The sequence below is a fragment of the Flavobacterium sp. genome (assembly GCF_031411595.1).
GTDB lineage: Bacteria > Bacteroidota > Bacteroidia > Flavobacteriales > Flavobacteriaceae > Flavobacterium.
The window spans coordinates 1-23,990 of record NZ_JANOBI010000012.1 but is presented as its reverse complement, the minus strand read 5'-3'; the positions used below and the strand labels follow the sequence as shown (position 1 = coordinate 23,990).

The window sequence follows — 23,990 nt, the reverse complement described above, 5'->3', positions numbered from 1 at the left end:
CTCCCAATCTTTTGCGCCGAACGACGGCACAAAAGGATTTCCGCTACTATCGGGGCTAGGGCTACCGATGCCGAATAACCAAATCCATAAATTACCAAATCCACTTTCTCATGAAAATTGCTTTACTCACCTGCGAAAGACTACCCAACCTAACGCCAAACGACCAACTGCTTATCCCCGAATTGGCAAATCACAACATCCAAGCGCAAGCCGCAATTTGGGATGACAAAACCATCAACTGGTCCGATTTCGATTGCCTGATTTTTCGCAACACTTGGGATTATTATGAGAAAGAAAACGAATTCAATCATTGGCTCAATCATATCAAAAAACTCGGAATCAAAACATTAAATGGGTTCGAAATCATTCAACAGAACAAACATAAATTCTATTTAAGAGATTTTCAAAAACAAGGCATTCCAATTCTGCCAACTGTTTTCATCGAAAAAACAAACGCTTTAAATCTCACCGAAATCATTCCATCGCATTGGAAAAAAGCCGTCATCAAACCCGCATTTTCCGCAGGCTCGTACCTAACCGAAGTTTTTGATATTGCCGATATCGAAAAAATCAACCAACAATACCAAGCGATTGCTGTAGCAAAAGAATTGCTGTTGCAGGAATTTATGCCGCAAATTCAAACTGAAGGCGAAACTTCATTCATCTTCTTCAACAAACAATTTTCACACGCTGTCAATAAAAAACCGGCGCAAGGCGACTTCAGAATTCAAGTGCAATTCGGAGGGCAATACACCGCTTTCAAACCCAACGCAGCATTAATCGAACAAGCGCAAAAAATCGTCAACACCTTTCCCGATGCATTGCTCTACGCTCGTGTCGACGGCATCATCATCAACAACCAACTCCAACTCATGGAAATCGAATGCATCGAACCCGATTTGTATTTTCAATATAGTGAAGGTTCACTGCAACGATTCGTCAATTCCATTCTAGAATTAATCGCATAACAAAAAACCTTAGTACCTTAGCGCCTCAAAACCTTAGCACCTAAATTAGAATGAAAGTATACACCAAAACCGGCGACCAAGGAACCACAGCGCTTTTCGGCGGAACCCGCGTACCGAAAGACCATGCCCGAATCGAAAGCTACGGCACCGTTGATGAACTCAATTCCTACATCGGACTCATTCGCGATCAGGAAATGAACCAACATTACAAAGAAATCCTGATTGAAATTCAAGATCGTCTATTTACCGTTGGCGCCATTTTAGCAACGCCACCCGAAAAGGAAGTCATGAAAAATGGCGCATTGCGATTGCAAAATCTGGGCATCGTAGAAACCGACATCGAATTACTCGAAAACGAAATCGACACCATGGAAGACAGTTTGCCCCAAATGACAAACTTCGTTTTACCGGGCGGTCATACTACGGTGTCATATTGTCATATTGCGCGCTGCGTATGCCGTAGAGCCGAGCGTTTGGCAGTACATTTAAGTCATAACGAGCCTGTTGCGCCGATTGCAATTAAGTACTTAAACCGACTTTCTGACTACCTTTTTGTGCTGGCACGGAAGTTGACTTTCGACCTGCAAGCCGAAGAAGTAAAATGGATTCCGAGGAAATAGTTGGCAGTAGGCAGTTGTAAGTAATCAGTCGCGGATCATATATTGGGAGTTCATATTTACAGAAGACAAACTGAACACTTTACTACTGAACACTGAACACTAACAAAAGACGTTCTTAACTTTTTTTAAAATAAATCGATTTTTACTTGACAGTTTGAGTAAAAAAATTATTTTTGCACAAACTAAAATCGAAAGAAGATGTATTGGACATTAGAATTAGCATCATATTTAAGCGATGCACCGTGGCCTGCAACCAAAGATGAACTTATAGACTACGCTATCAGAGCGGGTGCTCCATTAGAAGTAGTTGAAAATCTACAATCTATAGAAGACGAAGGAGAGATATACGAATCAATGGAAGAAATTTGGCCAGATTATCCGACCGACGAAGATTATCTTTGGAATGAGGATGAATATTAAAAAAAAGATAAAACCAATGAAAAGTCTCAAACGAGGCTTTTTTTTTGTTTAAATTTGCGCACCTTTATAAATTAGAAATTACACATTCATTATGAGTTTCATCAATAGCATTATCAAAACATTTGTAGGCGATAAATCACAGAAAGACGTCAAGGCTTTACAAGGAAATCTGAATAAAATCAAAGCCTTGGAAAGTACCTTAACGAACTTATCCCACGATGAACTAAGAGCAAAGACTACGCATTTCAAAGAAAAAATACAACAAGCCCGCGCAGAGAAAGATGCCAAAATCAATGCATTATTACAAGAAGTAGAAACCATCGAAGACATCGATAAAAGAGAAGACATCTACGCTTCCATCGACGCCTTAGAAAAAGAAGCCTACGACATTTCTGAAAAAACACTCAACGAAATTCTTCCTGAAGCGTTTGCGGTGATCAAAGAAACCGCTAAACGATTCAAAGAAAATACACAACTTACCGTTACGGCTACTCCAAAAGACCGTGAATTATCGGCTACAAAATCATACATCACGATTGTTGGCGATGAAGCCAATTGGGCCAACACCTGGAATGCTGCAGGAAAAGAAATTACTTGGGACATGATTCATTATGATGTTCAATTAATTGGTGGTATGGTATTGCACGGTGGAAAAATCTCCGAAATGCAAACCGGTGAAGGAAAAACATTAGTAGCCACTTTGCCTTTATATTTAAATGCGTTAACCGGAAACGGTGTGCACTTGGTAACCGTAAATGATTACTTAGCCAAACGTGACAGCGCATGGAAAGCACCTTTGTTCGAGTTTCACGGATTGTCTGTTGAATGCATCGACAATTATCAACCGAATACTGAAGAAAGAAGAAAAGCATACAACGCCGACATCACTTACGGAACCAATAATGAATTTGGTTTCGATTATTTGAGAGATAACATGGCGCATTCGCCTGAAGATTTGGTGCAAAGAAAACACAACTTCGCGATTGTCGATGAGGTCGATTCTGTATTGATTGACGACGCCAGAACACCATTAATTATTTCAGGCCCAGTGCCTCAAGGTGATCGACATGAATTCAATGAATTGAAACCAAAAATTGAAAACCTCGTCAACTTACAACGCCAGTTATCAAACGGATTTTTAACCGAAGCCAAACGTTTGGTCAAAGAAGGAAATACCAAAGAAGGCGGATTCAACTTGCTCAGAGCTTTCAGAAGTTTGCCGAAAAACAAAGCGTTAATCAAGTTTTTGAGTGAAGAAGGCATCAAGCAATTGCTTCAAAAAACGGAGAATCAATACATGCAAGACAACAACCGCGACATGCATATCATTGATGAAGCGTTGTATTTTGTGATTGAAGAAAAAAACAACCAAGTAGAATTGACCGATAACGGAATCAAATTCCTTTCATCCGATACCGATGAAAATTTCTTCTTACTTCCCGATATCGGAACTGAAATCGCACGCATCGAAAAACAAGGTTTAGACAAAGACAAAGAAGCCGAAGAAAAAGAAAAACTATTTCAAGATTTCTCTATCAAAAGCGAGCGTATTCATACACTAACACAATTATTGAAAGCATATTCACTATTCGAAAAAGATGTTGAGTATGTGATCATGGACAATAAAATCCTAATCGTAGACGAACAAACCGGTCGTATCATGGATGGCCGTCGTTATTCTGACGGATTACACCAAGCGATTGAAGCCAAAGAAAACGTAAAAATTGAAGCGGCTACTCAAACTTTCGCTACTGTTACTTTACAGAATTATTTCAGAATGTATAACAAACTTGCTGGTATGACTGGAACAGCAGTTACTGAAGCGGGTGAACTTTGGCAAATCTACAAATTGGATGTGGTGGAAATTCCAACCAACCGTCCGATGGCGAGAAAAGACAAAGAGGATTTAATTTATAAAACCACCCGTGAAAAATTCAACGCCGTTATTGAAGACGTTACCGAATTATCGAACGCAGGTCGCCCGGTTTTAATTGGAACAACTTCAGTTGAAATTTCGGAATTATTAAGTAGAATGCTCAAAATGCGCGGTGTAACACACAACGTATTGAATGCAAAAATGCACAAACAAGAAGCGCAAATCGTTGAAGAAGCTGGTAAATCCGGAGTCGTAACGATTGCAACCAATATGGCCGGTCGTGGTACCGATATCAAATTATCAGCTGAAGTAAAAGCTGCCGGTGGTTTAGCGATTGTAGGAACAGAACGTCATGATTCGCGTCGTGTCGATCGACAGTTGCGTGGTCGTGCCGGACGTCAAGGAGACGTGGGTAGTTCACAGTTTTATGTTTCTTTGGAAGATAATTTAATGCGTTTGTTCGGTTCTGAAAGAGTTGCGAAAGTGATGGACAGAATGGGACTCAAAGAAGGGGAAGTGATTCAACATTCAATGATGACCAAATCGATTGAGCGTGCGCAGAAAAAAGTAGAGGAAAACAATTTCGGTGTTCGTAAACGTTTGCTAGAATATGATGATGTAATGAATGCACAACGTGAAGTGGTTTACAAACGTCGTCGTCACGCATTACACGGAGAACGCTTGAAAGTCGATATCGCGAATATGATGTACGACACGAGTGAAGTCATCGTGGAAACCAACAAAGCCAACAATGATTTCAAAAATTTCGAATTTGAATTGATTCGTTATTTCTCAATTACATCGCCGGTTACAGAAAGTGAATTCGAAAGATTGTCTGAAATGGAACTCAGTGGAAAAGTCTACAAAGCGGCTTTAGAATTCTATACTGCAAAAACAGAAAGAAGCGCTCGTGAAGCGTTGCCAATCATCACCAATGTATATCAAGATCAGAATAACCAATTCGAACGTATTGTAGTGCCTTTTACCGATGGTATCAAAACGTTGAATGTTGTAACCGATTTGAAAAAAGCATTCGAAACCAATGGAAAACAATTGGTAGCCGATTTCGAAAAGAACATCACCTTAGCGATTGTAGATGAAGCTTGGAAAAAGCATTTACGCAAAATGGACGAACTCAAACAATCTGTTCAGTTGGCGGTTCACGAGCAAAAAGATCCGTTGCTTATCTACAAATTTGAAGCTTATAACTTATTTAGTTCGATGTTGAATGGCGTGAATAAAGAAGTGATTTCGTTCTTATTCAAAGGCGATTTACCACAACAAAATGCACCAGCCATTCAAGAAGCCAGACAAGTTAAGGTTAAAGAAAATTATAAAACCAGTAAAGACGAAATTCCAAACAGCGATTCTGCAGCTGCGGAAAACCGGGAAGCCGGACAAACGCAACAGCGTCAAGTTACAGAAACGATTGTTCGCGATATGCCGAAAATCAACAGAAATGATAACGTTACGATTAAACATATCATGAGCGGAAAATCGGAAACGATGAAATATAAAAAAGCGGAAAGCATGATCAACTCCGGAGAATGGGTGATTGTGAATGAGTAAAACGAAAGTGGTCAGTCAGCAGAAATTAGTGCTCAGACGCCATTTTTAAACTTGTCATCCCGTGCGCCGTCGAGGGAAATGTACTAAATAAATTGAATCCTCAATTGTGAAAGCAGTTGGGGATTTTTTATATTTGAAAAAAAATCTATCATGAAATTCAAAACCTACATCATACTCTTGCTTCTTTTATCCTGTTGCGCTTTCTCCCAAACCATCGAGAAACTCAAAACAGCAACCAAAAAAATCTACGACGCCAATTACACTATGGATTTTGATTCGATCGTCAAGTTTTCATATCCTAAAATGATTGCTGATTTTAGTAAAGGTAAATTTCTCGAAAAGCTTGATCATGATTATCAGAATGAGGAATACCGCATGCGGTTGCAATTGGTGACGCCAGTTTATGAATATGGTCCGATCAAAAAAATCGAAGGCATTACTTTCTGCGTGATTTCCTATAAAAATCCTGTTCGGTATTTTTATGAAAACAAATTAGACTCAAACACTTCTTTACTTAAAGCCAACTTCTTAAGAGAAAAAGACCGAACCAAAGACGTTACTTTCGAGCCTAAAAGAAACAGTTTTAATGTAAGACGTATTTCTAAATTTATAGCTGTTTTCGACGCTACGACCAACAATCAATGGAAATTTTTCAATATGGATGATCTAGTGCAACGTCAAATTTTCGAAACGCTTTTTGAAGATTATATCAAAAAACAAGTTGGATATTAAGTCCATATTCCATAAATATTTTTTTATATTTACTTGAATTTAAATTAAAAAATAAACTTTAAAAACTCATATCATGGCAAAAAGTCAAGACGCAAAAAAAACGGAAAAGAAAGAACCTTTGAAAACTGCTAAAGAAAAGAAGGCAGAAAAACGCGACAAGAAGAACAATCCAAAAAGAGATTAGTTCTAACGCAAAAAAAAAGATTAACCGCAAGTTGCGCAAAGTTTTTACTTCGTCAGTTCGCTTCGGTCGGGTCGCAAAGGGCGCAATGTCCTTACTTATTTTCTTAGCGCTCTTTGCGTTAAACTTAGCGAACCTTGCGGTTAAAAACCTTTGAAGTCACTGTCTAATTATCCGGAAATATTTTCCCCGGATTTAAAATCCCATTCGGATCAAAAATGGTTTTAATGCCTTTCATCAATTGCAATTGGGTTGGGTTGAAAGCAATATCCATATAGTTTTTCTGTACGTAACCAATGCCGTGTTCGCCCGAAAGTGTTCCTTTTAAAGACACCGTCAATTCGAAAATTTCTCGAATACCTTTGGTGACTTCTGTATTCCAAGCTGCATCCGACATAGTGCCTTTTACAATATTGACGTGCAAATTTCCATCGCCAGCATGACCGTAACACACTGATTGAAAACCATATTTATTGCCGATTGATTTGATTCCAGCAAGCAATCGTGCCAATTCATAGCGCGGCACAACCGTATCTTCTTCTTTATAAATCGAATTTGATTTTACTGCTTCCGCTACCGAACGACGCATTTTCCAAAGCGCATTTTTTTGGTCTTCGGTATCGGCAAAAAGCACTTCATCGATTTCAAATTGTTCCACGACAGCCATGATTTTTTCTGCTTCTTGAAAAAGAATATCTGGGTAATTTCCATCGACTTCTATGAGTAAATGTGCTTCGATATTTTCGGCCACTTCCACGCTTAGTCCTTCCACAAATTTCAAACTCCAATCAATCGCGTCGCGTTCCATAAACTCTAATGCACTTGGCATCACGCCCGCTCTGAAAATCGCAGAAACCGCTTCACAAGCTTCGTTGGCTTTATAAAACGGAACCAACATCAACACATTATGCGAGTTTTTGGGCAACAATTTCATCACAATTTTGGTGATGATACCAAGTGTTCCTTCGCTACCGACCATGAGCTGCGTGAGGTTATATCCTGTTGAATTTTTTAAAGTATTCGCACCTGTCCAAATGATTTCTCCGTTGGCTAAAACTACTTCAAGATTCAACACATAATCTTTGGTAACGCCATATTTTACAGCACGTGCGCCACCGGCATTTTCGGCAACATTTCCTCCTATCCAACAACTGCCTTGACTGCTCGGATCGGGCGGATAAAACAACCCTTTTTCAGCAACACTTTCTCTGAGCACTTGCGTAATCACAGCCGGTTCAACAGTGACTTGCAAATTTTGTTCATCGATGTCAAGGATTTTGTTGAAACGATCCATCGCGAGTCCAATGCCTTCATAAATCGACAATGCGCCACCGCTCAAACCGGTTCTTCCGCCGATTGCAGTTACCGGAATCAAATGCTGATTGGCTAATTTTAAAATGGCTGCGATTTCTTCTGGTGTTCCAGGTTTTATGACAACTCCAGGTGGAAAAACATAATCCTCTGTCTCGTCATGTCCGTAGTGGTTTCGGGTTTCGATGTCGGTAAACACATACGAATCGCCAACGATAGCGCTTAGTTTTTGAAGAATTTCCGAATTGATTTGTGAATTCATGCTATATAAATTAAGGCTCGCAAAGCCGCAGAGACGCAAAGATAAAAGAATGTAATTAATGAATCGAAAAACTTTGCGCCTTTGCGTCTTGGCGAGATTAAAAAATTGTCAGTTATTGGTTAGGAGCTATTTCCCGCTTTCCACTAAATCTTTTGTGCCGAACGCCGGCACAAAAGGATACCGTTTCAATCGGGGCTAGGCATTGTCGTAACTAGAAACCGCGTGAGGGATTGCAGCATTGTCTGAGCTCTTTTTGTGCTGGCGTTCAGCACAAAAAAGCGAGTGCAAAAGCCCGACCCTTGTGGTCACGCCCAAAACTTACAACTACTTCTTCTTCAAATTCGGAAGGAAATAACAAATCACGCCAATAATCGGCAGCAACGAACAAATGTGATACACGTACTGAATCGAAGTGTGATCGGCCAAAATACCCAATAATGCCGAGCCCAAAGCGCCCATTCCGAAAGCGAATCCGTAAAACAATCCGGAGATCATACCTAGTTTTTTGGGAATCAATTCTTGTGCATAAACGATAATCGCCGGAAAAGCCGAAGATATGATCATGCCGATGATAATCATGAGCACGTCGGTCCAAAATAAGTTGACGTACGGTAGCATTAGTGCAAACGGTGTCGCGCCAAAAACCGAAAACCAAATGATGTATTTCCTGCCGAATTTATCACCCAATGGCCCGCCCATAATGGTTCCGGCTGCATACGCAATCAGGTAAATAAACATGTGAAATTGCGCTTGCTGTATCGAAAGGTGGAACTTATCCATCAGGAAAAAAGTGTAATATGTTGACAGGCTCGCCGAGTAGAAAAATTTAGAAAAAATCACGACCAATAAAATCACGATGCTCCATTTGACACGGCTTTTGGATAGGTTGTGAAAATCGACAAACGGTGTGGTTTTGTGGGTTCTGTAGATCAGATGATCGCGGTACCAAAACGCAATTTTGCTTATGATTCCAAGTGCGATTACCGCTGCTATGACAAACCAAAGAATGTATTTTTGAGAATTGGGCACGACGATTAACGCCACCAATAATGGCCCTAAAGCAGTTCCAAAATTACCCCCGACTTGAAAAATCGATTGGGCCAAACCGCGTTTTCCGCCCGAAGCCAAATTAGAAATACGCGCTGATTCGGGGTGAAAAATGGCCGAACCGGTTCCGATAAGACAAACGGAAATTAATATCCAATAGAAACTATCGGCGAACGAAAGGCAGATGATGCCCATAAGCGAAAACACCATGCCGTAAATTTGAGAAAACGGTTTCGGGTGTTTGTCGGTGTAATAACCAACGAACGGTTGCAGAATGGATGCGGAGAATTGAAACGCAAACGTGATGAGTCCGATTTGGGTGAATGATAGGTTGTAGTTTTCTTTCAAAATCGGATACACCGAAGGTATAATCGCTTGAATCAAATCGTTGAGCAAATGCGCAAAACTGATCGCGAATAAAACGGAGAATAATGTTTTTGAAACTACGGCTTCTTTGCTGGTATCGGTGGTTTCCATTTAAAAGTTGTTTAGCATGAAATACCAAAAAGCCAACGTGATAAACGACAGTGGAATGCCCACGCCGACCATCATGTTACTCAGTTTTGGTTTTAGTCCGTACGATGCCGATAGGATGGTTCCGGTTATCATGGGCGCCATGGCGGCTTCCATTATGGAAACATCGACGGTTAGGCCTTTTCCGTGCAGTAAGATTTTATACAACAAAAAGAAAATGGCGGGTGTCAGTATTAATTTAAAGAATAATCCGAATCTCAAGAATTGCCAATGCTGGCTGTTTCTGTCGATTTTGAGTTGCAATCCGACCGAGAGTAAAGCAATTGGAGTTACTGTAGCACCAAGTTTTTGAAAAACGGTTTGCACATCGGGAATAAAATCGAATTTGAAAATATTGAGTATGCAAGCCACTACAAATCCCATAAACGGTGGAAAAAACAAAATTTTAGACGCAATGGTTTTGGCTTCGGTTTTTCCTTTTGAGTAAATCGTAGCGGTAATCACACCCAAAGTGGCCATGACAACAAAAGAACCAGGTTGATCAACGACAATGGCGGTTTTCAAACCTTCTTCGCCATACAAAGCTTGAATTACGGGAAAACCAACGAATGAAGTATTGCCTAAACCTGCGGTAAGCGTGAGGCAACCGATAAGTTTGTTAGACCATTTGAGTTGGCGTCCAATACAGTAAAAAAATACAAATGAAAAAAGAAAGCCAAGCCATGCTATCCCAAGTGGATATAGCAATTGCGCGTTCAGTTGAATTTTCGGAATGTAGAACAAAGCTAACGCCGGCAACGAAATATAAATGACAAACTGGTTGAGTGTCAGGTGTGCATTCTTGGGAAATGACTTTACATATTGCAATCCAAATCCCAGAATCAAGCACAAGAATAACATGATAATACTATCCATTCGGATTGTCGTTATTTTTTTGCAAAGGAACGTCAAAAAAAGACAAAAACAAGTTTTAAAAAGCAAAAGGTATCTTAAAAATATCGTGATTAAGATTTACAAACCATGATTATTTTACTAAATTTACCCAAACGTTTTTCCTTTGAGTACCAACAAAAAGAAACCCACTGCATTGCATGAAAAAGCTGGCATTCCTCCACCGGAAATGATTAGCGCATGGTCTGTCAATCAAATTCAACAATCGCGAAAAAAACTACCGACCACGCAAGAACTAGTTGATGGAATTTTATCAGGCAATATCACAGCTTTGAGTCGTGCGATTACGCTTGTGGAAAGTACACATCCGAATCATCTGACTAAAGCCAATGAAGTCATCAACGCTTGTCTGCCACACGCCAACAAATCAGTTCGCATAGGAATTACAGGCGTTCCCGGCGTTGGAAAAAGTACGTTCATAGAAGCATTCGGAAAACACTTAACAAGCTTAGGTAAAAAAGTAGCTGTGTTGGCGGTTGATCCTAGCAGTACGATTTCGCATGGTAGTATTTTAGGTGATAAAACCCGCATGGAAGAATTGGTCAAAGATGCCAATGCTTACATTCGACCTTCGGCTTCTGGGGAAACTTTGGGCGGTGTGGCGAGAAAAACCAGAGAAACGATTACCCTTTGTGAAGCGGCGGGTTTCGATACGATTATCATAGAAACAGTTGGTGTCGGACAAAGCGAAACTGCGGTGCACAGCATGGTTGATTTCTTTTTGCTATTGAAAATATCAGGAGCCGGCGATGAACTGCAAGGTATCAAACGCGGTATTATGGAAATGGCCGATGCGATTGTGATTAATAAAGCGGATGGCGATAATATTAAAAAGGCAAAACTGGCCAAAACAGAATTCAATAGGGCTTTGCATTTATTTCCGGCAAAAAAATCAGGTTGGACACCAACAACGGCTACTTGTAGTGCAATTACTGGCGATGGCATTGCTGATGTTTGGGAAACGATTGAGCAGTTTTTAGCATTGACAAAGTCTAATCAATATTTCTTTGAAAAGCGCCAAGAGCAAAATCAGTTTTGGATGATGGAAACGATTGTTGAGGAACTTAAAATAAATTTCTACAATCATCCTGAAATTTTACCTTTATTGGAAGCCAATAAAAAAGCAGTTGCAAACGATGAAATGTCACCTTTTACAGCTGCTCAAAGTATTTTGAAAGTGTATTTCGAAAAGTAATTTTCTAGTACTTTAATTTTTTATAAATTTTTGAACTTTACTGCCTTTTTCTGTTGTTATTTTTATTACATAAATACCTAATTTCAAGTTACTGACATCAATAGTTTTGCTGGGTTTCTTTTGAAATAACACTAGCCTTCCTTCAATATCGAATATAGAAATTGAGAGTGTCTGTTCTTGATTCGTAATATTTAAAATATTTGAAGTTGGGTTTGGAAATACATGAATTTTAGAAAAGTTCGAAACTACGTCAATGCCTAAAATACAACCAGCAGTTATCAATATTGGCAACGTACTATTCGTAGTTGTCCCATTGCCTAATTGCCCACGTTGATTCCAACCCCATGAATACAAAGCACCATCGTTTTTTAAACCATAGCTACAATTGGAGCCTGTAAAACCATAATTCCAATCAGTATCAGTACCAACTTGAGTGGGGGCTGTAGTATTAACAGTAGTATTGTTCCCCAATTGCCCGTAATTATTGATTCCCCAAGTCCATAAAGTGCCATCCGTTTTGGTTGCTAACGTGTGGAATATCCCCAAAGAAGCAGATTTCCAATTGGTATCTGTGCCAATTTGAGTGGGTGTATTTTTGCTAATAAGTGTTCCATCACCAATTTGTCCGTAGTCATTTAATCCCCAAGCCCATAAAGTACCGTCTGTTTTGATGGCCATTGAAGTTATATTCCGAGCTGTGATTGACTGCCAATTCGTGCCGGTGCCGATTTGTGTTGGTACATTCTGATCGATATTCGTTCCATCACCAACAGTCCCATAGAGATTCCAACCCCAAGCCCATAAAGTACCGTCGGTTTTCAGTGCTAGCGTATGATAATCAGCAATAGCAACCGATTTCCAATGGTTATCCGTTCCTATTTGTTGTGGCGTGTCAATCTCAACTGTGGTGCCGTTGCCCAACTGCCCTTGCGCATTGTAACCCCATGCCCAAAGTGTTCCATCGGTTTTTATGGATACCGTTGAATTTAATCCCGTTTCAATCTGCTTCCAATCGTTTGCTGTTCCAATTTGTGTGGGATTGGTTGTTGTTATTATACTAACATCACCCAATTGCCCTTGAAAATTACTGCCCCAAGCCAATAGTGCACCAGGTATTTTTAATGCTACGGAATGTGACATCTCAATACTGATATCATTCCAATTGGTAGCAGTACCGATTTGTGTTGGTAATAGCAAATCAGCATTAGAGCCATTTCCAAATTGTCCATTATCACCACTACCCCAACCCCATAATGTTCCATCAGTTTTGATGCCCATCGTATGAAGATATCCTGGCGAGATGGTTTTCCAACATTGTCCTTGTGTTGTTATGGCGATTAATGCTACTAGTAAAAGGATACTTTTTTTCATTAAATTTTTTGAATTAACCATTATTTTTTAATCAATTTATAAGTGCTATTCGTTTTGGAAGTTGCTATTTTCAACATATAGATGCCGTTAGCAAAAAGTTCTATATTCAACGTGACATTTTGTGCGTTTTCTGTTGAAGAAAGTATCATTCTGCCATTGAGGTCATACATTTCAATCTGTGTTATGGCAGTGTTTGCTTTAATACTTACGATGCCATTGGTTGGATTTGGCCCAACACTGATGTCGTCGTCGGTTCCAACACTAATTAAACCTAATGCTGGAGTTACTTCAATGGTTATAGTGGCGTTGTATACAGGTGTCGGACAAGACGTTGAAAAGCCATAATACTGGAGTACATAATTCCCAGGCGGAGTACCCGGTGCTATAGTAACCGCACCATCGGTTATCATTGTAAAGCCAGGATATACGGTAGAAAGGTAGCCCACGGTTTCCATGCCAAAAAATGCTGGCGTGGTGTCTCCGGCATGATAATCAGAAAAAAACTGGTCTGAAACAAGAGCCGGTGGTGCAAAATATATTCGCAGTGTGCCCTCATTCGAGAGATTTCCCAAATCATCCATAAAGGTGTAAGCTATATTAAATGCTTCTGCAAATGCAAATCCGGTCCAGGTAACCTCACCTGTGGCGTCTGCATTAAACTGAACACTACCAATGATAACACTAGACTGAATACCGGCCAAAGTTTGATCTAAATCTAGTGAAGTAAAATCTATGCTTCTCACCGCGGGTACGTCATCATTACCTAAAGGCCTAATAGGGTCAAAACTTCCAGCGCAAATGACATAATTATCATAGTTAGCAGTCTGCGCATGCATCATTGTTGTAATGAATAAACAAAATAGTATTCTTAGTGTAGTTTTTTTCATAATTGTTGTTCTTATTAGTTATATTAATTTCTATTTTTTAATAATTTTTTGAATGCTAGTTCCTTGATCTGAAATAACTTTCAATAGATAAATTCCATTTGAAAAACGTTCGATATTTAAAGTAACGTTTGAAGTATTTTCTTTTGAGAAAAGCATCATTCTGCCATTCAAATCATACATTTCAATCTGCTTTATTATGTTATTCGATTCAACATTAATTTTTCCACTTGATGGATTTGGATAAATCGTAGTGGCTATTTCCGAAAAGGTTTCATGGGTATTCAAAGTAGCGCAACTAACCATTATTGGCGATGATTGATTGGTATTGGTGCCGTCTCCCAATGCTCCGAATAGATTTCTGCCCCAAACCCATAGACTTCCATCCGATTTCATGGCAGCGGAATGGTTGTATTTTGCAGAGATTTTGACCCAATCGGTATCGGTTCCAATCTGCACTGGCGTGCTTCTATCTGTTGTCGTTCCATCCCCCAAAGCGCCAACCTGATTGACACCCCAAGCCCATAAAGTGCCATCGTTTTTGATTGCAAGCCTGTGGAAATATCCTGCTGAAATAATGGCCCAATTGGTATCGCTACCCACTTGAATTGGAATATTACTATTGGTTGTTGTTCCATCGCCTAATTGCCCTAAGGTATTTTCACCCCATGCCCACATAGTGCCGTCATTGAGTAATCCTAAAGTATAACGTCTGCTTGCTGAAACTGCTTTCCATTGGTTAAAACTAGCGGCTGTTCCTGTTGGAATTGGACTACTAACATTGGTCGTTGATGCATTACCTAATTGACCTCTATCGTTAACGCCCCATGTCCACAAAGTCCCCGTGGTTTTAATTGCCATCGAATGGGCATCACCTACAGAAATGGTTTTCCAATTGGTATCTGTTGAGATTTGAACGGGTGTCGTCTGATTGATAGTGGTTCCGTTTCCTACACTTCCCATAGTATTATCGCCCCAACACCAAAGCGTATTGTTGGTTTTTATAGCACTTGAACTTCCGTATAAGGCTGAAGCAAATTTCCAATCGGTATCCATGCCTATTTGTATAGGACTGTTTCTATTGATGGTTGTACCATCACCCAATTGGCTGTACTGATTCCAACCCCAAGCCCATAATGTCCCATTGTTTTTAATAGCTAAGGTATGATAATCACCAACGGCTATGAATTTCCAATCGGTATCGGTTCCGACTTGCACCGGAAAACTAGAATCGGTTGTGTTACCTATCCCTAAATTCCCTAGTCCATTACCACCCCACGACCATAAAGTGCCATCCGTTTTTATCGCAGAAGTATGATAATCGCCAATAGAAACAGATTGCCAACAAGAAGGCGGTGGCGCCAGAACCTGAACTGTTGCCACGGCCACATCGCAATTTATAAAACTTAAAACTTCACAGATTTGGTAGGTAAGTGTATACGTTCCCGCCGGAGTTCCCGGTGCCACAGTGATGGTGCCCGAACTGTTGAGGAATAGATTTGCACTTGTAGTCGATACCAGCGAAACCAACACATCTGTCGGGGTAACAGGAATTCCGTTGATGCTATCATTGAGTAAAACTGAAGCTGTATTCGATCCAAATGCGCTGTAGATTCCCGGAAAAGCGTCGTCCAAAGCATTAATATTACCAGCCGCATAAAAATATACATTCGCCGAATAGCAATTGCCCGGATTAGTCGCTTCGCATATTTGATAAGTAACAATCAGCACGCCAGACGAAATTCCCGGATACGAAATCAATCCGTTAACATCGATAGTAAAATTCGGGTCTGTGCTGGTGTAGGAAATAATCACATCAGATCCTGTAACAGACTGTCCGTTTAAGGTATCATTCCATAAAATATTGCCAGGTGCGCCAAGTGTGTAAACTGAATCATTGTTGGCGATAAGTTGACCGTAAGTGTTGTTAAAAAAGCAACAAAAGAAAAGTAATAGAATGGGTTGGCTGAAATATTTTTTGATCATGGTAGTTTTGTTTAATGTTTAATTATTGCGTGTGGATTCGATTAACCCATTAAGGTAGTTCAACATACAGAAAATAAATGATTTTGAATTTAAGTAGTTGCTATTCCTATAAAAAGCATCAATAAAACCCAGAAAAGTAAGTTTATCTGTACACATAAAGAAAATGTCTGAACTAAAATTCGTTCAATATCCGTTATTGTAATTTAGAGACTTTGGCAAAAATTTCAAACCAAAGCTTTAACAAAAAGCGGTTGCAACGCATCGTAATTGAATATTTGCAACCGCTAATTATTAGATTATCGTTTAATCACACGCAGGGTTTTTACATTTTCACCTTGAGTTACAATCACATTATAAACTCCTGATGCATAGTTTTTTCCAAATGCAATTGTACTCAAATCGGAAGCAGTAAGTTGTCGCGACTCTATCAATCTTCCCATCATATCATAAATTTTAACCGCTATACTGCTTTCATTTATAGTATTGATGTCGAGATTGAAGTTATCATTATACGGATTTGGGTAAGCCATCACAGTGAAATCCATGTCTTCGGAAGCTGGTTCCGATAACTTATGAAACGAAGGCGATGTGGTGATGACACAAGTAGTACCATATAAATCAACTCCACCTGGAGCTTGCCACACATTATTCAATTCTATTTGATTACTAATCAAGTAAGTATTATTAGGTGTCAAAATTACTGGAGGAACAAAAGCGCCGTTTCTTAAGTTAAAACTAGTTGGTCCGGGAACCGTCAATGGCAAATAACTACTAACTCCTGTATTCACATTAACAACTTTAACTCGATATCCTGTTACTGCAAAGCAAGGCATACTTCCAACAGGATTGACAAAGAAACTATTCCAACTCGACGAAACTGTGATGCCACAAGAGGAAGGAACCAGCGAAGTAGTAAGTCCAAGCGGTGTAGTGATAGTGCAAGTTGGACCATAAGCCCGCCAAAACCCATTGACTTTTACAGCCACTCTAACCGAATAAGTTGTATTGAAAGCAACACATGGGAAATTATACATCGTGCATTTGTATAGCTGCGATGGAGTACCAGAAGTATCAAAAGCTCGAACAAAAGGCGGGGCAGAAATTTCAAAGCGATAACTGGTGGCAGTACCATTGCCAGAATATTGTGTAGAGAAAATGGTATCCCAAAGTGACGTTAAGGTAGTACCACATTGCTGAGGAATGACTTTAACCGTTGGATATACTTCATCAATAGTACCATCGCAGTTGTCATCAATTCCATTTCCGACAACTTCTACGTGGTTAGGATTCACGTCTGGGTTTGAATCATCACAATCCGTTCCCAAACTCGTTAAGGAATAGCCCGACGGAACCGTCCCGGAGCAATCTGTTACTGTTCCATGATCATAACCATCGTGATCGGCATCTACATATAACGTTTGGCAATGATCGTTAATATAACCCGACAACAAAAAGAAACCACTATTGTCGAGGAATAAAACTTTCGCTTTTATTTTCCAAGTTCCGGCCATTGGATTCGAGATGACATCGGTAACAGGAGTCGATAAGAAAAAAGGTATTGCTGATTGAACAACGTTTATCGGAATTGTTGTTGCATCTGGTTTTACAAGTTCAAAAGAATATAAATACTCGTCACAGGCCACGGAAAAGTTACAGTTTAGATTAGCAGTTCCCGCTGTCACATTAAAGCTTCTCTCGAAATAAAAAATGCCCGTTAAACTGTTGCAGCAGGTGTCCTCAATGTTAATCAAATTGGCATTGGTTCCTAAAATCGGGGTATTCTCCCAAATCACTGCTAAACTTTGCGTTACTTTAGCTGGGACTGCAGTAGGAAGTGGGCCACCTGAAATTTGCCAAAACGGGTCGGTACTGCCATAAGCTAATGCATTTCCAGAAGCATCAACTCCTGTGCTCACATTAATTTGTGCTTGTAAATTCAATGCTATGAATAGTATTAAATAAAATATTTTTTTCATACTAGAAAATTTTAATTGCGTTACGTTGTTTGCGCATCAACGCTATTAAATAAAATTCCAAACAATAATAAAAAGGCTGTTTTGAGGTAGTGTTTTGTGATCATGCTATGTTGTTTTCGTTAGTAGTGGCTTAAATATGTAGATTAATAAGATATATTTTGTTAAAAAATTTATAAACATACATATAAATACAACACAGAAAACATGCTCCGATGATAATTATAATATTATCATTTATCACTGGAAATTCAGCTGAATATTATGAATTCAAAGTGCAATTCACTTAAATAAAGGTAATTAGATAAAAAAAAAACGACTGTAGATAATAAAATAATATCATCTACAGTCGCCGTTTCGAATTGATTTGAAGGTTATTCCTCGTAACGCTCCACTTCTCTATCGTAAAATTCGTTCGCTAAAACAATCAATCCTTCCATTTCGGCGTTGAGTTCACTCTCGTCAAGATCTTCAGCTTCTTCTAAAAACTCCACTTCATCGTCTTTGAGATTGATGATAAATCTTGGGTAATCCAAATGAATGATGAAGATGTCTTCGGGAAAATCGGTGTTGTCTCCGAGGAGAAATTTTGGTAATTCCATAGTTTTTTGTTGTAGGTTGTAGGTTGTAAGTTGTAGATCAAGCCTTTTTTAACCTACAACTTACAACCTACAACATTTTGTTATTTATCCGATAAAATCACCGGTGCACTTTTTCCATTCATAAAAATGATTTTGGAATTCGGTGATGCCGCCAATTCTTTCTGTGCTTTAATTTGTTCGTATTGCAATTGCTTATCAGACAATCCTGTCGATATAATCCTTTGATAATCAGCAATACCTTGTGCTTCTACCCTTTTACGTTCGGCTTCTTGCTTTTCTTTTTGAAGCACAAACGTCATTTTTTGAGCGTCTTGTTCAGCGTTGATTTTACTTTCAATCGAGGCTTTCACAGAAACTGGCAAATTGATATTTCGAATCAACAATTGCTCTAAAACCAACCCTCTAGATTTAAAATCCTCTTCAATACTTTTGAAAATGCGCTGTTGGAATTCGTTTCTTTTGGTCGAATATAAAGCTACTGCATCGTAATAAACAGCGTTGTCTCGAATGCGGGTTCTGGTTACCGGGCGTACAATTTTATCAGTGTAATTCACCCCAATTTGTTTGAAGATTTTTGGAGCAGATTGCGGCACTATTCGGTATAAAACCGTCAAATCGATAACCACTTCCAATCCGTCATTCGATAAAACACGAATCGCATCATCGCCTTGTTGTGCACCTTCATCATGAATGGCAGACATCGTGTAATTTTGAGTTTGAATGTCGAAATCAGTAATATCCAACAATGGATTAATCATGTGCAAACCGCTTTCTAACACATCAGGTTGCACGCTACCATAAAGCGATTTTACGCCGACTTTTCCAGCATCGATTTGCTTGAACATCGATGAAGTAATCCCAATTAGGATTAAAATAAAACCGAAAAATTTTAAAGGTTGTGAGAATTTTGAAAGCGGATTGGCCGTATTGTTCTTCAAAGAGAGGCTGGCAATCAGAAAAATAACGCCGAGAATAATGAATAGTATCATCTTTAGTGTTTTAAATGTGGTGTTTTTACGGAAGATTGTTTCTTTAGTTACATTTCAAGAATACTATTTACACTGTATGGTTTTCGAGTACTAACTTTTTTGTCAATCTTGCAAAGCGAATATACAAAAATAAAGCAGCGGCCGTGAGTCCAGCCAAAAGTCCAATCCAGATTCCGGTGGCCTTTAATTCGGTGTATTCTCCGAGATAAATTGATATCGGAAAACCAATAACCCAATACGCTACAAAAGTAATATACATCGGAATCTTGACATCTTGCAATCCTCGAAGTGCCCCTAAAACCACCACTTGAATGCCATCTGAAATCTGAAAAACCGCCGCAACAATCAACAATTTAGACGCTATCATAATCACTTCAGCATTGTCAATCGCTAAATTCTTATCGTTCATATTCAAGAACAAATGCGGCAGAAAATCGTGCAGCAGAATGAATAAAATTGCAAAAATAGTCTCGACAATTATCGCCAATAAAAATATAGAGCGCGCAACGATGATTAAATTTCTATAATCATTCAAACCTTTCTGATTGCTCACTCGAATCATCGCCGTAACATTCAAACCCATCGCAAACATAAACGTTGTTGTAGCCAAAGTCAATGCAATCTGATTGGCGGCTTGACTGGTTTTTCCAATCGATCCTGAAAGCCAAATTGCAGCGGTGAATAAAGTCACTTCAAACAGCATTTGCATCGCCGAAGGAAACCCCAAATTGATGATTTTTTGGAGCACCGATTTTTTGATGTCACGGAAACTAAACTTCGAAAAATACTGCTGCAACTCTTTGTTGTGTTTGAGCAAATAATGCATAAAAACCACCATCATAATTCTCGAAATCACGGTTCCTAATGCGGCGCCAACCACACCCAATTTTGGAAAAACCCAAAAACCGTAAATCAATACATAATTGAAAAAAACATGCACTACATTGGTTAGAAAAATCGCATACATCGAATATTTAGTCAATGATAATCCGTCGGCAAATTGTTTGTAACCTTGGTAAATAATCACCGGAATCAACGAAAAGGCAACCCAATCAATATAAGGTGTTGCCAATGCTACAACGGCTTCTGGTTGGTGCATCAAATGCATTAAAGGTTTTGCCAGCACAATCATCGTGAATAAAGCCAACCCGATAATCGTACATAAAAACAATCCGTGGTGGAAATTAGCTCGAATCTTTTTGGTGTCATTTTCAGCATCAGCTTCTGCAATAATCGGTGTAATGGCAGTCGAAAAACCAATCCCAATCGACATCCCAATAAAGATAAAACTATTGCCTAAAGACACTGCAGCCAATTCAGTAGAACCCAGATTTCCAACCATAATATTGTCGACAATACCAATTAAAGTATGTCCTAGCATCCCCAAAATTACTGGATAGGCTAGTTTTATATTATACGAGAATTCTTTGGTATACTGGGCGAAGTTCATTGCTTAATTTTTTTGCAAAAGTAAGTCAGATATTTTTAAAATCAAGCGCTATTTTTTTTTTACATTTGTTGAATAACAAGGCATCAAATGCACCCTAAAAATAATATCCAATAATTCAATCTAATTTCTAATCATGAAAACAAAATTAATTCTGATCGCACTCATTGGTGCTTTTACGACCAACGCACAAAATATTTTTCAAGATGATTTTTCAAGTTACACTTCTGGCACGCAACTCAGTGGACAAGGATCATGGACAAACAATTCCAGCAATGGCGGTTTAGGTTCTTGCATTGGGGCGCTGTGTACCAATGCTCCTGTTATCAGCACGTTTTCTAATTATACTGATTTTGGTTCATCCGAATATGCGTTGCAAATCATCCCGAATACGGATGGTGTTGGTAGACTCTTCCCAGCAGTAACCAGTGGCGATTTGTATGTTGGTTTTGTATTAAATATTTCCAGCGCACAAGTCAGCGCTGCTTCAAATCCGAATGATATTTTTAGAGTCATGAATGGTGGCGCATTTACTACCACTTTTAGAATGAATGTTGTAGCTGTTAGCGGTTCAACATACAGCATCGGAATTAAAAAAGGAGATTCCAACAATGCTTATGTTACCACTGCGGGTACGTTCAATTATAATGAAGATGTTTTAATCATTTTAAAATACACCCAACTTCCTGATGTTAATGATGATGAATTGCGTTTGTATGTCAATCCAGACTACGCTTCTGGAGAACCTGCCGTTCCAACCGCCATTAGCGCCTTGCCAGTTGCAGTCGGTGGAGATCAATCTGGGAATGTAGATCGTATGGCTTTCAGACAAAACTGGACCACCGGAATGCCTTCTGGTAAAGTAAGTTTGGTAAGTATGGCCAGAACATGGGAAGATTTGACTTTCCTTCCATTGGCTACAGCACAATTCAATTCGAATACGATTAGCATCAATGGCGAACATGCCAAAAACGGTATGCTTGCCATTCAATCTTCAATGCTAGAAAAAGCTACTTTAAAAATATTTGCTCTGAATGGTGCTTTAATCGAGCAAAAAGCAATCGATCTAACAACAACTACTGATGTTGCCATTGCGCCTTTGAATGCTGCTGTTTATATAGTCGAAATAACTGGCAATTCAGGAAAAAGATACATTCAAAAAATCATCGTAAATTAATTCGAAAACAATCCTACTAAAGTCTCGCTATACAACATAGCGAGATTTTTTTTACCGTAAATTATGCAAGTAAACCCAAGAATTACACAATCAAAAAACCATAGAAACTAGTAATTTCACTTCATAAATTTGAAAGCCTTAATACTTTCAAAACCAATTGTGTATGATGACCATTACAAAGCATTTCAAAATACTTACTGCCATATTCACAACATTTCTTTTTGCTAATCATATAACCGCGCAAGAAAAAACACATTACGATCAAAATTTTAGATTGGGAATTGGCATCAATGCCGGGTATATTTTTCAAGAACCTTTTCAATATGCTTTAGGTGGTGATGTTCGATTGCAATATGATCTTTCCAAAAGATACTCACTCACTTTAACTACCGGTTATACAAATCTTAAGGTCAGTGGAAAAAACAATGATTTAGGATTGATTCCGGTAAAAGCAGGCTACAAGACTTTTATTTGGGAAGACAAATTCTATGTCATGGCCGAAATGGGTGTGGCGATTTCCGTGACTCATGATTATAGCAAAACATCATTGGTTGTTGCGCCTTGTGTGGGTTATGCCTCAAAGTGCATCGATATCAGCCTGCATTACGAACGTTACGCCGATTTCGCAAAAGAAAATAATGACGGAAGCGTCGGTCAAGGTGTTGGACAAATCGGCATTCGGTTGGCTTATGGGTTTAAGCTATAAAACTATTCCTCAGCTTTGTATATTAAAACTTTGCGCCTTTGCGTCTTTGCGAGCCAATTTTTTATATCTCGCAAAGACGCAAAGGCGCAAAGAAATTTCTTTATTTACATTCAGATTACTCCAACTGCTTTCTAAAAAATGCCATATCTTCTTTCACCTTCTCATCCAATTCCGGTTCCTGAATATCGCTGTGCTTTTGCATTTCCTCCCAAATAATTTTAGCCACAATATACCGCGCCATTTCCTTGTCATCAGCTGGAATCACATACCAAGGCGCATGTGGTTTTGAAGTGCTGTTGATCGCTGTTTCATAACACGCAATATAATCATCCCAACGCTCGCGTTCTTTCAAATCACCCACAGAAAATTTCCAATTGTCTTGCGCATGATCCAAACGGTGCAACAACCTTTCACGCTGTTCCTCTTTGCTCAAATGCAAATAAAACTTCAAAACAATCGTCCCATTTTGCGCGATATGCTTTTCAAAATGATTGATTTGTTTCATGCGTTTTTTCCAAAAATCTGGCGTAATATCTTCCACTTTTTCAATGCCTGGCAGGTTCTCATTCAATAAATATTCAGGATGAACGCGCGTCACCAAAACATTCTCATAATGCGTTCTGTTGAATACCGCAAACTTCCCTTTTTCAGGCAACGCCAAATAATGCCGCCACAAATAATCATGTTCGAGTTCGGTTGAATTCGGCGTTTTAAAGCTATGCACCTCAACGCCTCGCGGATTAAATTCCTTAAACACTTCACGAATCAAACTGTCTTTTCCCGACGTATCCATGCCCTGCAGGCAAACCAAAACGCCATAACGGTTGTGCGCATACATCACATCCTGCAGTTTGCTGAGCTTCTTCCGCACCTTGTCGAGTTTGTGTTCTTTATCTTCTTCGTCGGCATCGACTTTCAAACGCGTCGGCAGTTTCGAAAGCTTGATCGCAGCGGTTACTTTAAAATCATCAGGATGAATTGATTTCATAATTGGGTGTTTATTTGAGTAAATATAATTATTTTTAGGAGCTGTTTCCCGCTTTCGCCTTTATCTTGTCATTGCGAGCTTGCGCGGCAATCCCGCAATACCAAGGATATCGGCTCTATCGGGGCTAGGGCAATATCAATACCAGTACGTTTTCGTAACGGATTAACGATTACACAAATACACGATTACACAAATACAAAAATATGACTATCCCAGCACAATTCGATGCCAAAACCATAGAACAAAAATGGTACGACTACT

Annotated in this window: 19 protein-coding genes; 8 read left to right on the top strand and 11 right to left on the bottom strand. The window is 39.2% G+C overall.

Translation table 11 applies throughout. The annotated features are described in order from the left end of the window. Positions 1-110 precede the first annotated feature (110 nt). From RMO03_RS02320 to RMO03_RS02300, 5 genes are all read left to right on the top strand, one after another. The gene (locus tag RMO03_RS02320; protein ID WP_309640470.1) at positions 111-968 is read left to right on the top strand and encodes a hypothetical protein; all 858 of its coding nucleotides are present in this window, start codon (positions 111-113) and stop codon (positions 966-968) included. A 50-nt stretch (positions 969-1,018) separates the two neighbouring features. Next, on the top strand, positions 1,019-1,588 hold the full coding sequence (locus RMO03_RS02315; protein WP_309640469.1) for a cob(I)yrinic acid a,c-diamide adenosyltransferase: 570 nt from the start codon (positions 1,019-1,021) through the stop codon (positions 1,586-1,588). Between the two features lie 198 nt (positions 1,589-1,786). After that, positions 1,787-2,008 (top strand): DUF2795 domain-containing protein, encoded by a 222-nt coding sequence (locus RMO03_RS02310; protein ID WP_022828503.1) that lies wholly within the window; start codon positions 1,787-1,789, stop codon positions 2,006-2,008. A gap of 91 nt (positions 2,009-2,099) precedes the next feature. Next, positions 2,100-5,453 (top strand): preprotein translocase subunit SecA, encoded by a 3,354-nt coding sequence (gene secA, locus RMO03_RS02305; RefSeq protein WP_309640468.1) that lies wholly within the window; start codon positions 2,100-2,102, stop codon positions 5,451-5,453. A gap of 150 nt (positions 5,454-5,603) precedes the next feature. After that, on the top strand, positions 5,604-6,185 hold the full coding sequence (locus tag RMO03_RS02300; RefSeq protein ID WP_309640467.1) for a hypothetical protein: 582 nt from the start codon (positions 5,604-5,606) through the stop codon (positions 6,183-6,185). Between the two features lie 347 nt (positions 6,186-6,532). On the opposite strand, the gene RMO03_RS02295 is transcribed toward RMO03_RS02300, so the two are convergent. The 3 genes from RMO03_RS02295 to RMO03_RS02285 form a co-directional block, all read right to left on the bottom strand. Beyond that, positions 6,533-7,939 (bottom strand): FAD-linked oxidase C-terminal domain-containing protein, encoded by a 1,407-nt coding sequence (locus RMO03_RS02295; protein ID WP_309640466.1) that lies wholly within the window; start codon positions 7,937-7,939, stop codon positions 6,533-6,535. A 324-nt stretch (positions 7,940-8,263) separates the two neighbouring features. Continuing rightward, positions 8,264-9,463, bottom strand: coding sequence for an MFS transporter (locus RMO03_RS02290; protein ID WP_309640465.1), 1,200 nt, complete (start codon positions 9,461-9,463; stop codon positions 8,264-8,266). Next, positions 9,464-10,375 carry an AEC family transporter gene (locus RMO03_RS02285; protein WP_309640464.1) on the bottom strand — a complete coding sequence of 304 codons (912 nt, stop codon included), beginning with the start codon at positions 10,373-10,375 and terminating at the stop codon, positions 9,464-9,466. It abuts the gene before it with no gap. Between the two features lie 142 nt (positions 10,376-10,517). On the opposite strand from RMO03_RS02285, the gene meaB reads away from it, so the two are divergent. After that, on the top strand, positions 10,518-11,606 hold the full coding sequence (meaB, locus tag RMO03_RS02280; RefSeq protein ID WP_309640463.1) for a methylmalonyl Co-A mutase-associated GTPase MeaB: 1,089 nt from the start codon (positions 10,518-10,520) through the stop codon (positions 11,604-11,606). A gap of 12 nt (positions 11,607-11,618) precedes the next feature. Here meaB and RMO03_RS02275 read toward each other — a convergent pair whose 3' ends face one another. From RMO03_RS02275 to RMO03_RS02245, 7 genes are all read right to left on the bottom strand, one after another. Continuing rightward, a complete protein-coding gene (locus RMO03_RS02275; protein WP_309640462.1) occupies positions 11,619-12,977 on the bottom strand; it encodes a T9SS type A sorting domain-containing protein in 1,359 nt (452 codons plus the stop codon). 20 nt (positions 12,978-12,997) lie between these two features. Then, on the bottom strand, positions 12,998-13,864 hold the full coding sequence (locus tag RMO03_RS02270; protein ID WP_309640461.1) for a T9SS type A sorting domain-containing protein: 867 nt from the start codon (positions 13,862-13,864) through the stop codon (positions 12,998-13,000). A gap of 30 nt (positions 13,865-13,894) precedes the next feature. Next, a complete protein-coding gene (locus RMO03_RS02265; RefSeq protein ID WP_309640460.1) occupies positions 13,895-15,847 on the bottom strand; it encodes a T9SS type A sorting domain-containing protein in 1,953 nt (650 codons plus the stop codon). A gap of 296 nt (positions 15,848-16,143) precedes the next feature. Further along, complete coding sequence (locus RMO03_RS02260; protein ID WP_309640459.1) at positions 16,144-17,823, bottom strand: T9SS type A sorting domain-containing protein; 1,680 nt, start codon at positions 17,821-17,823, stop codon at positions 16,144-16,146. Positions 17,824-18,194: 371 nt separating this feature from the next. After that, entirely contained in the window at positions 18,195-18,422 is a 228-nt protein-coding gene (locus RMO03_RS02255; protein ID WP_309640458.1) for a hypothetical protein, read from the bottom strand. Between the two features lie 80 nt (positions 18,423-18,502). Beyond that, a complete protein-coding gene (locus RMO03_RS02250) occupies positions 18,503-19,411 on the bottom strand; it encodes a prohibitin family protein (RefSeq protein ID WP_309640457.1) in 909 nt (302 codons plus the stop codon). 67 nt (positions 19,412-19,478) lie between these two features. Then, positions 19,479-20,861, bottom strand: a complete 1,383-nt coding sequence (locus RMO03_RS02245) for an MATE family efflux transporter (protein ID WP_309640456.1) — start codon at positions 20,859-20,861, stop codon at positions 19,479-19,481. Positions 20,862-20,994: 133 nt separating this feature from the next. Here RMO03_RS02245 and RMO03_RS02240 point away from each other — a divergent pair, with 133 nt between their 5' ends. Both RMO03_RS02240 and RMO03_RS02235 read left to right on the top strand, forming a co-directional pair. Further along, the gene (locus RMO03_RS02240) at positions 20,995-22,035 is read left to right on the top strand and encodes a T9SS type A sorting domain-containing protein (protein WP_309640455.1); all 1,041 of its coding nucleotides are present in this window, start codon (positions 20,995-20,997) and stop codon (positions 22,033-22,035) included. 163 nt (positions 22,036-22,198) lie between these two features. Then, complete coding sequence (locus RMO03_RS02235) at positions 22,199-22,741, top strand: hypothetical protein (RefSeq protein ID WP_309640454.1); 543 nt, start codon at positions 22,199-22,201, stop codon at positions 22,739-22,741. Positions 22,742-22,856: 115 nt separating this feature from the next. Here RMO03_RS02235 and RMO03_RS02230 read toward each other — a convergent pair whose 3' ends face one another. Next, the gene (locus RMO03_RS02230) at positions 22,857-23,729 is read right to left on the bottom strand and encodes a PPK2 family polyphosphate kinase (protein ID WP_309640453.1); all 873 of its coding nucleotides are present in this window, start codon (positions 23,727-23,729) and stop codon (positions 22,857-22,859) included. Positions 23,730-23,990 lie beyond the last annotated feature (261 nt).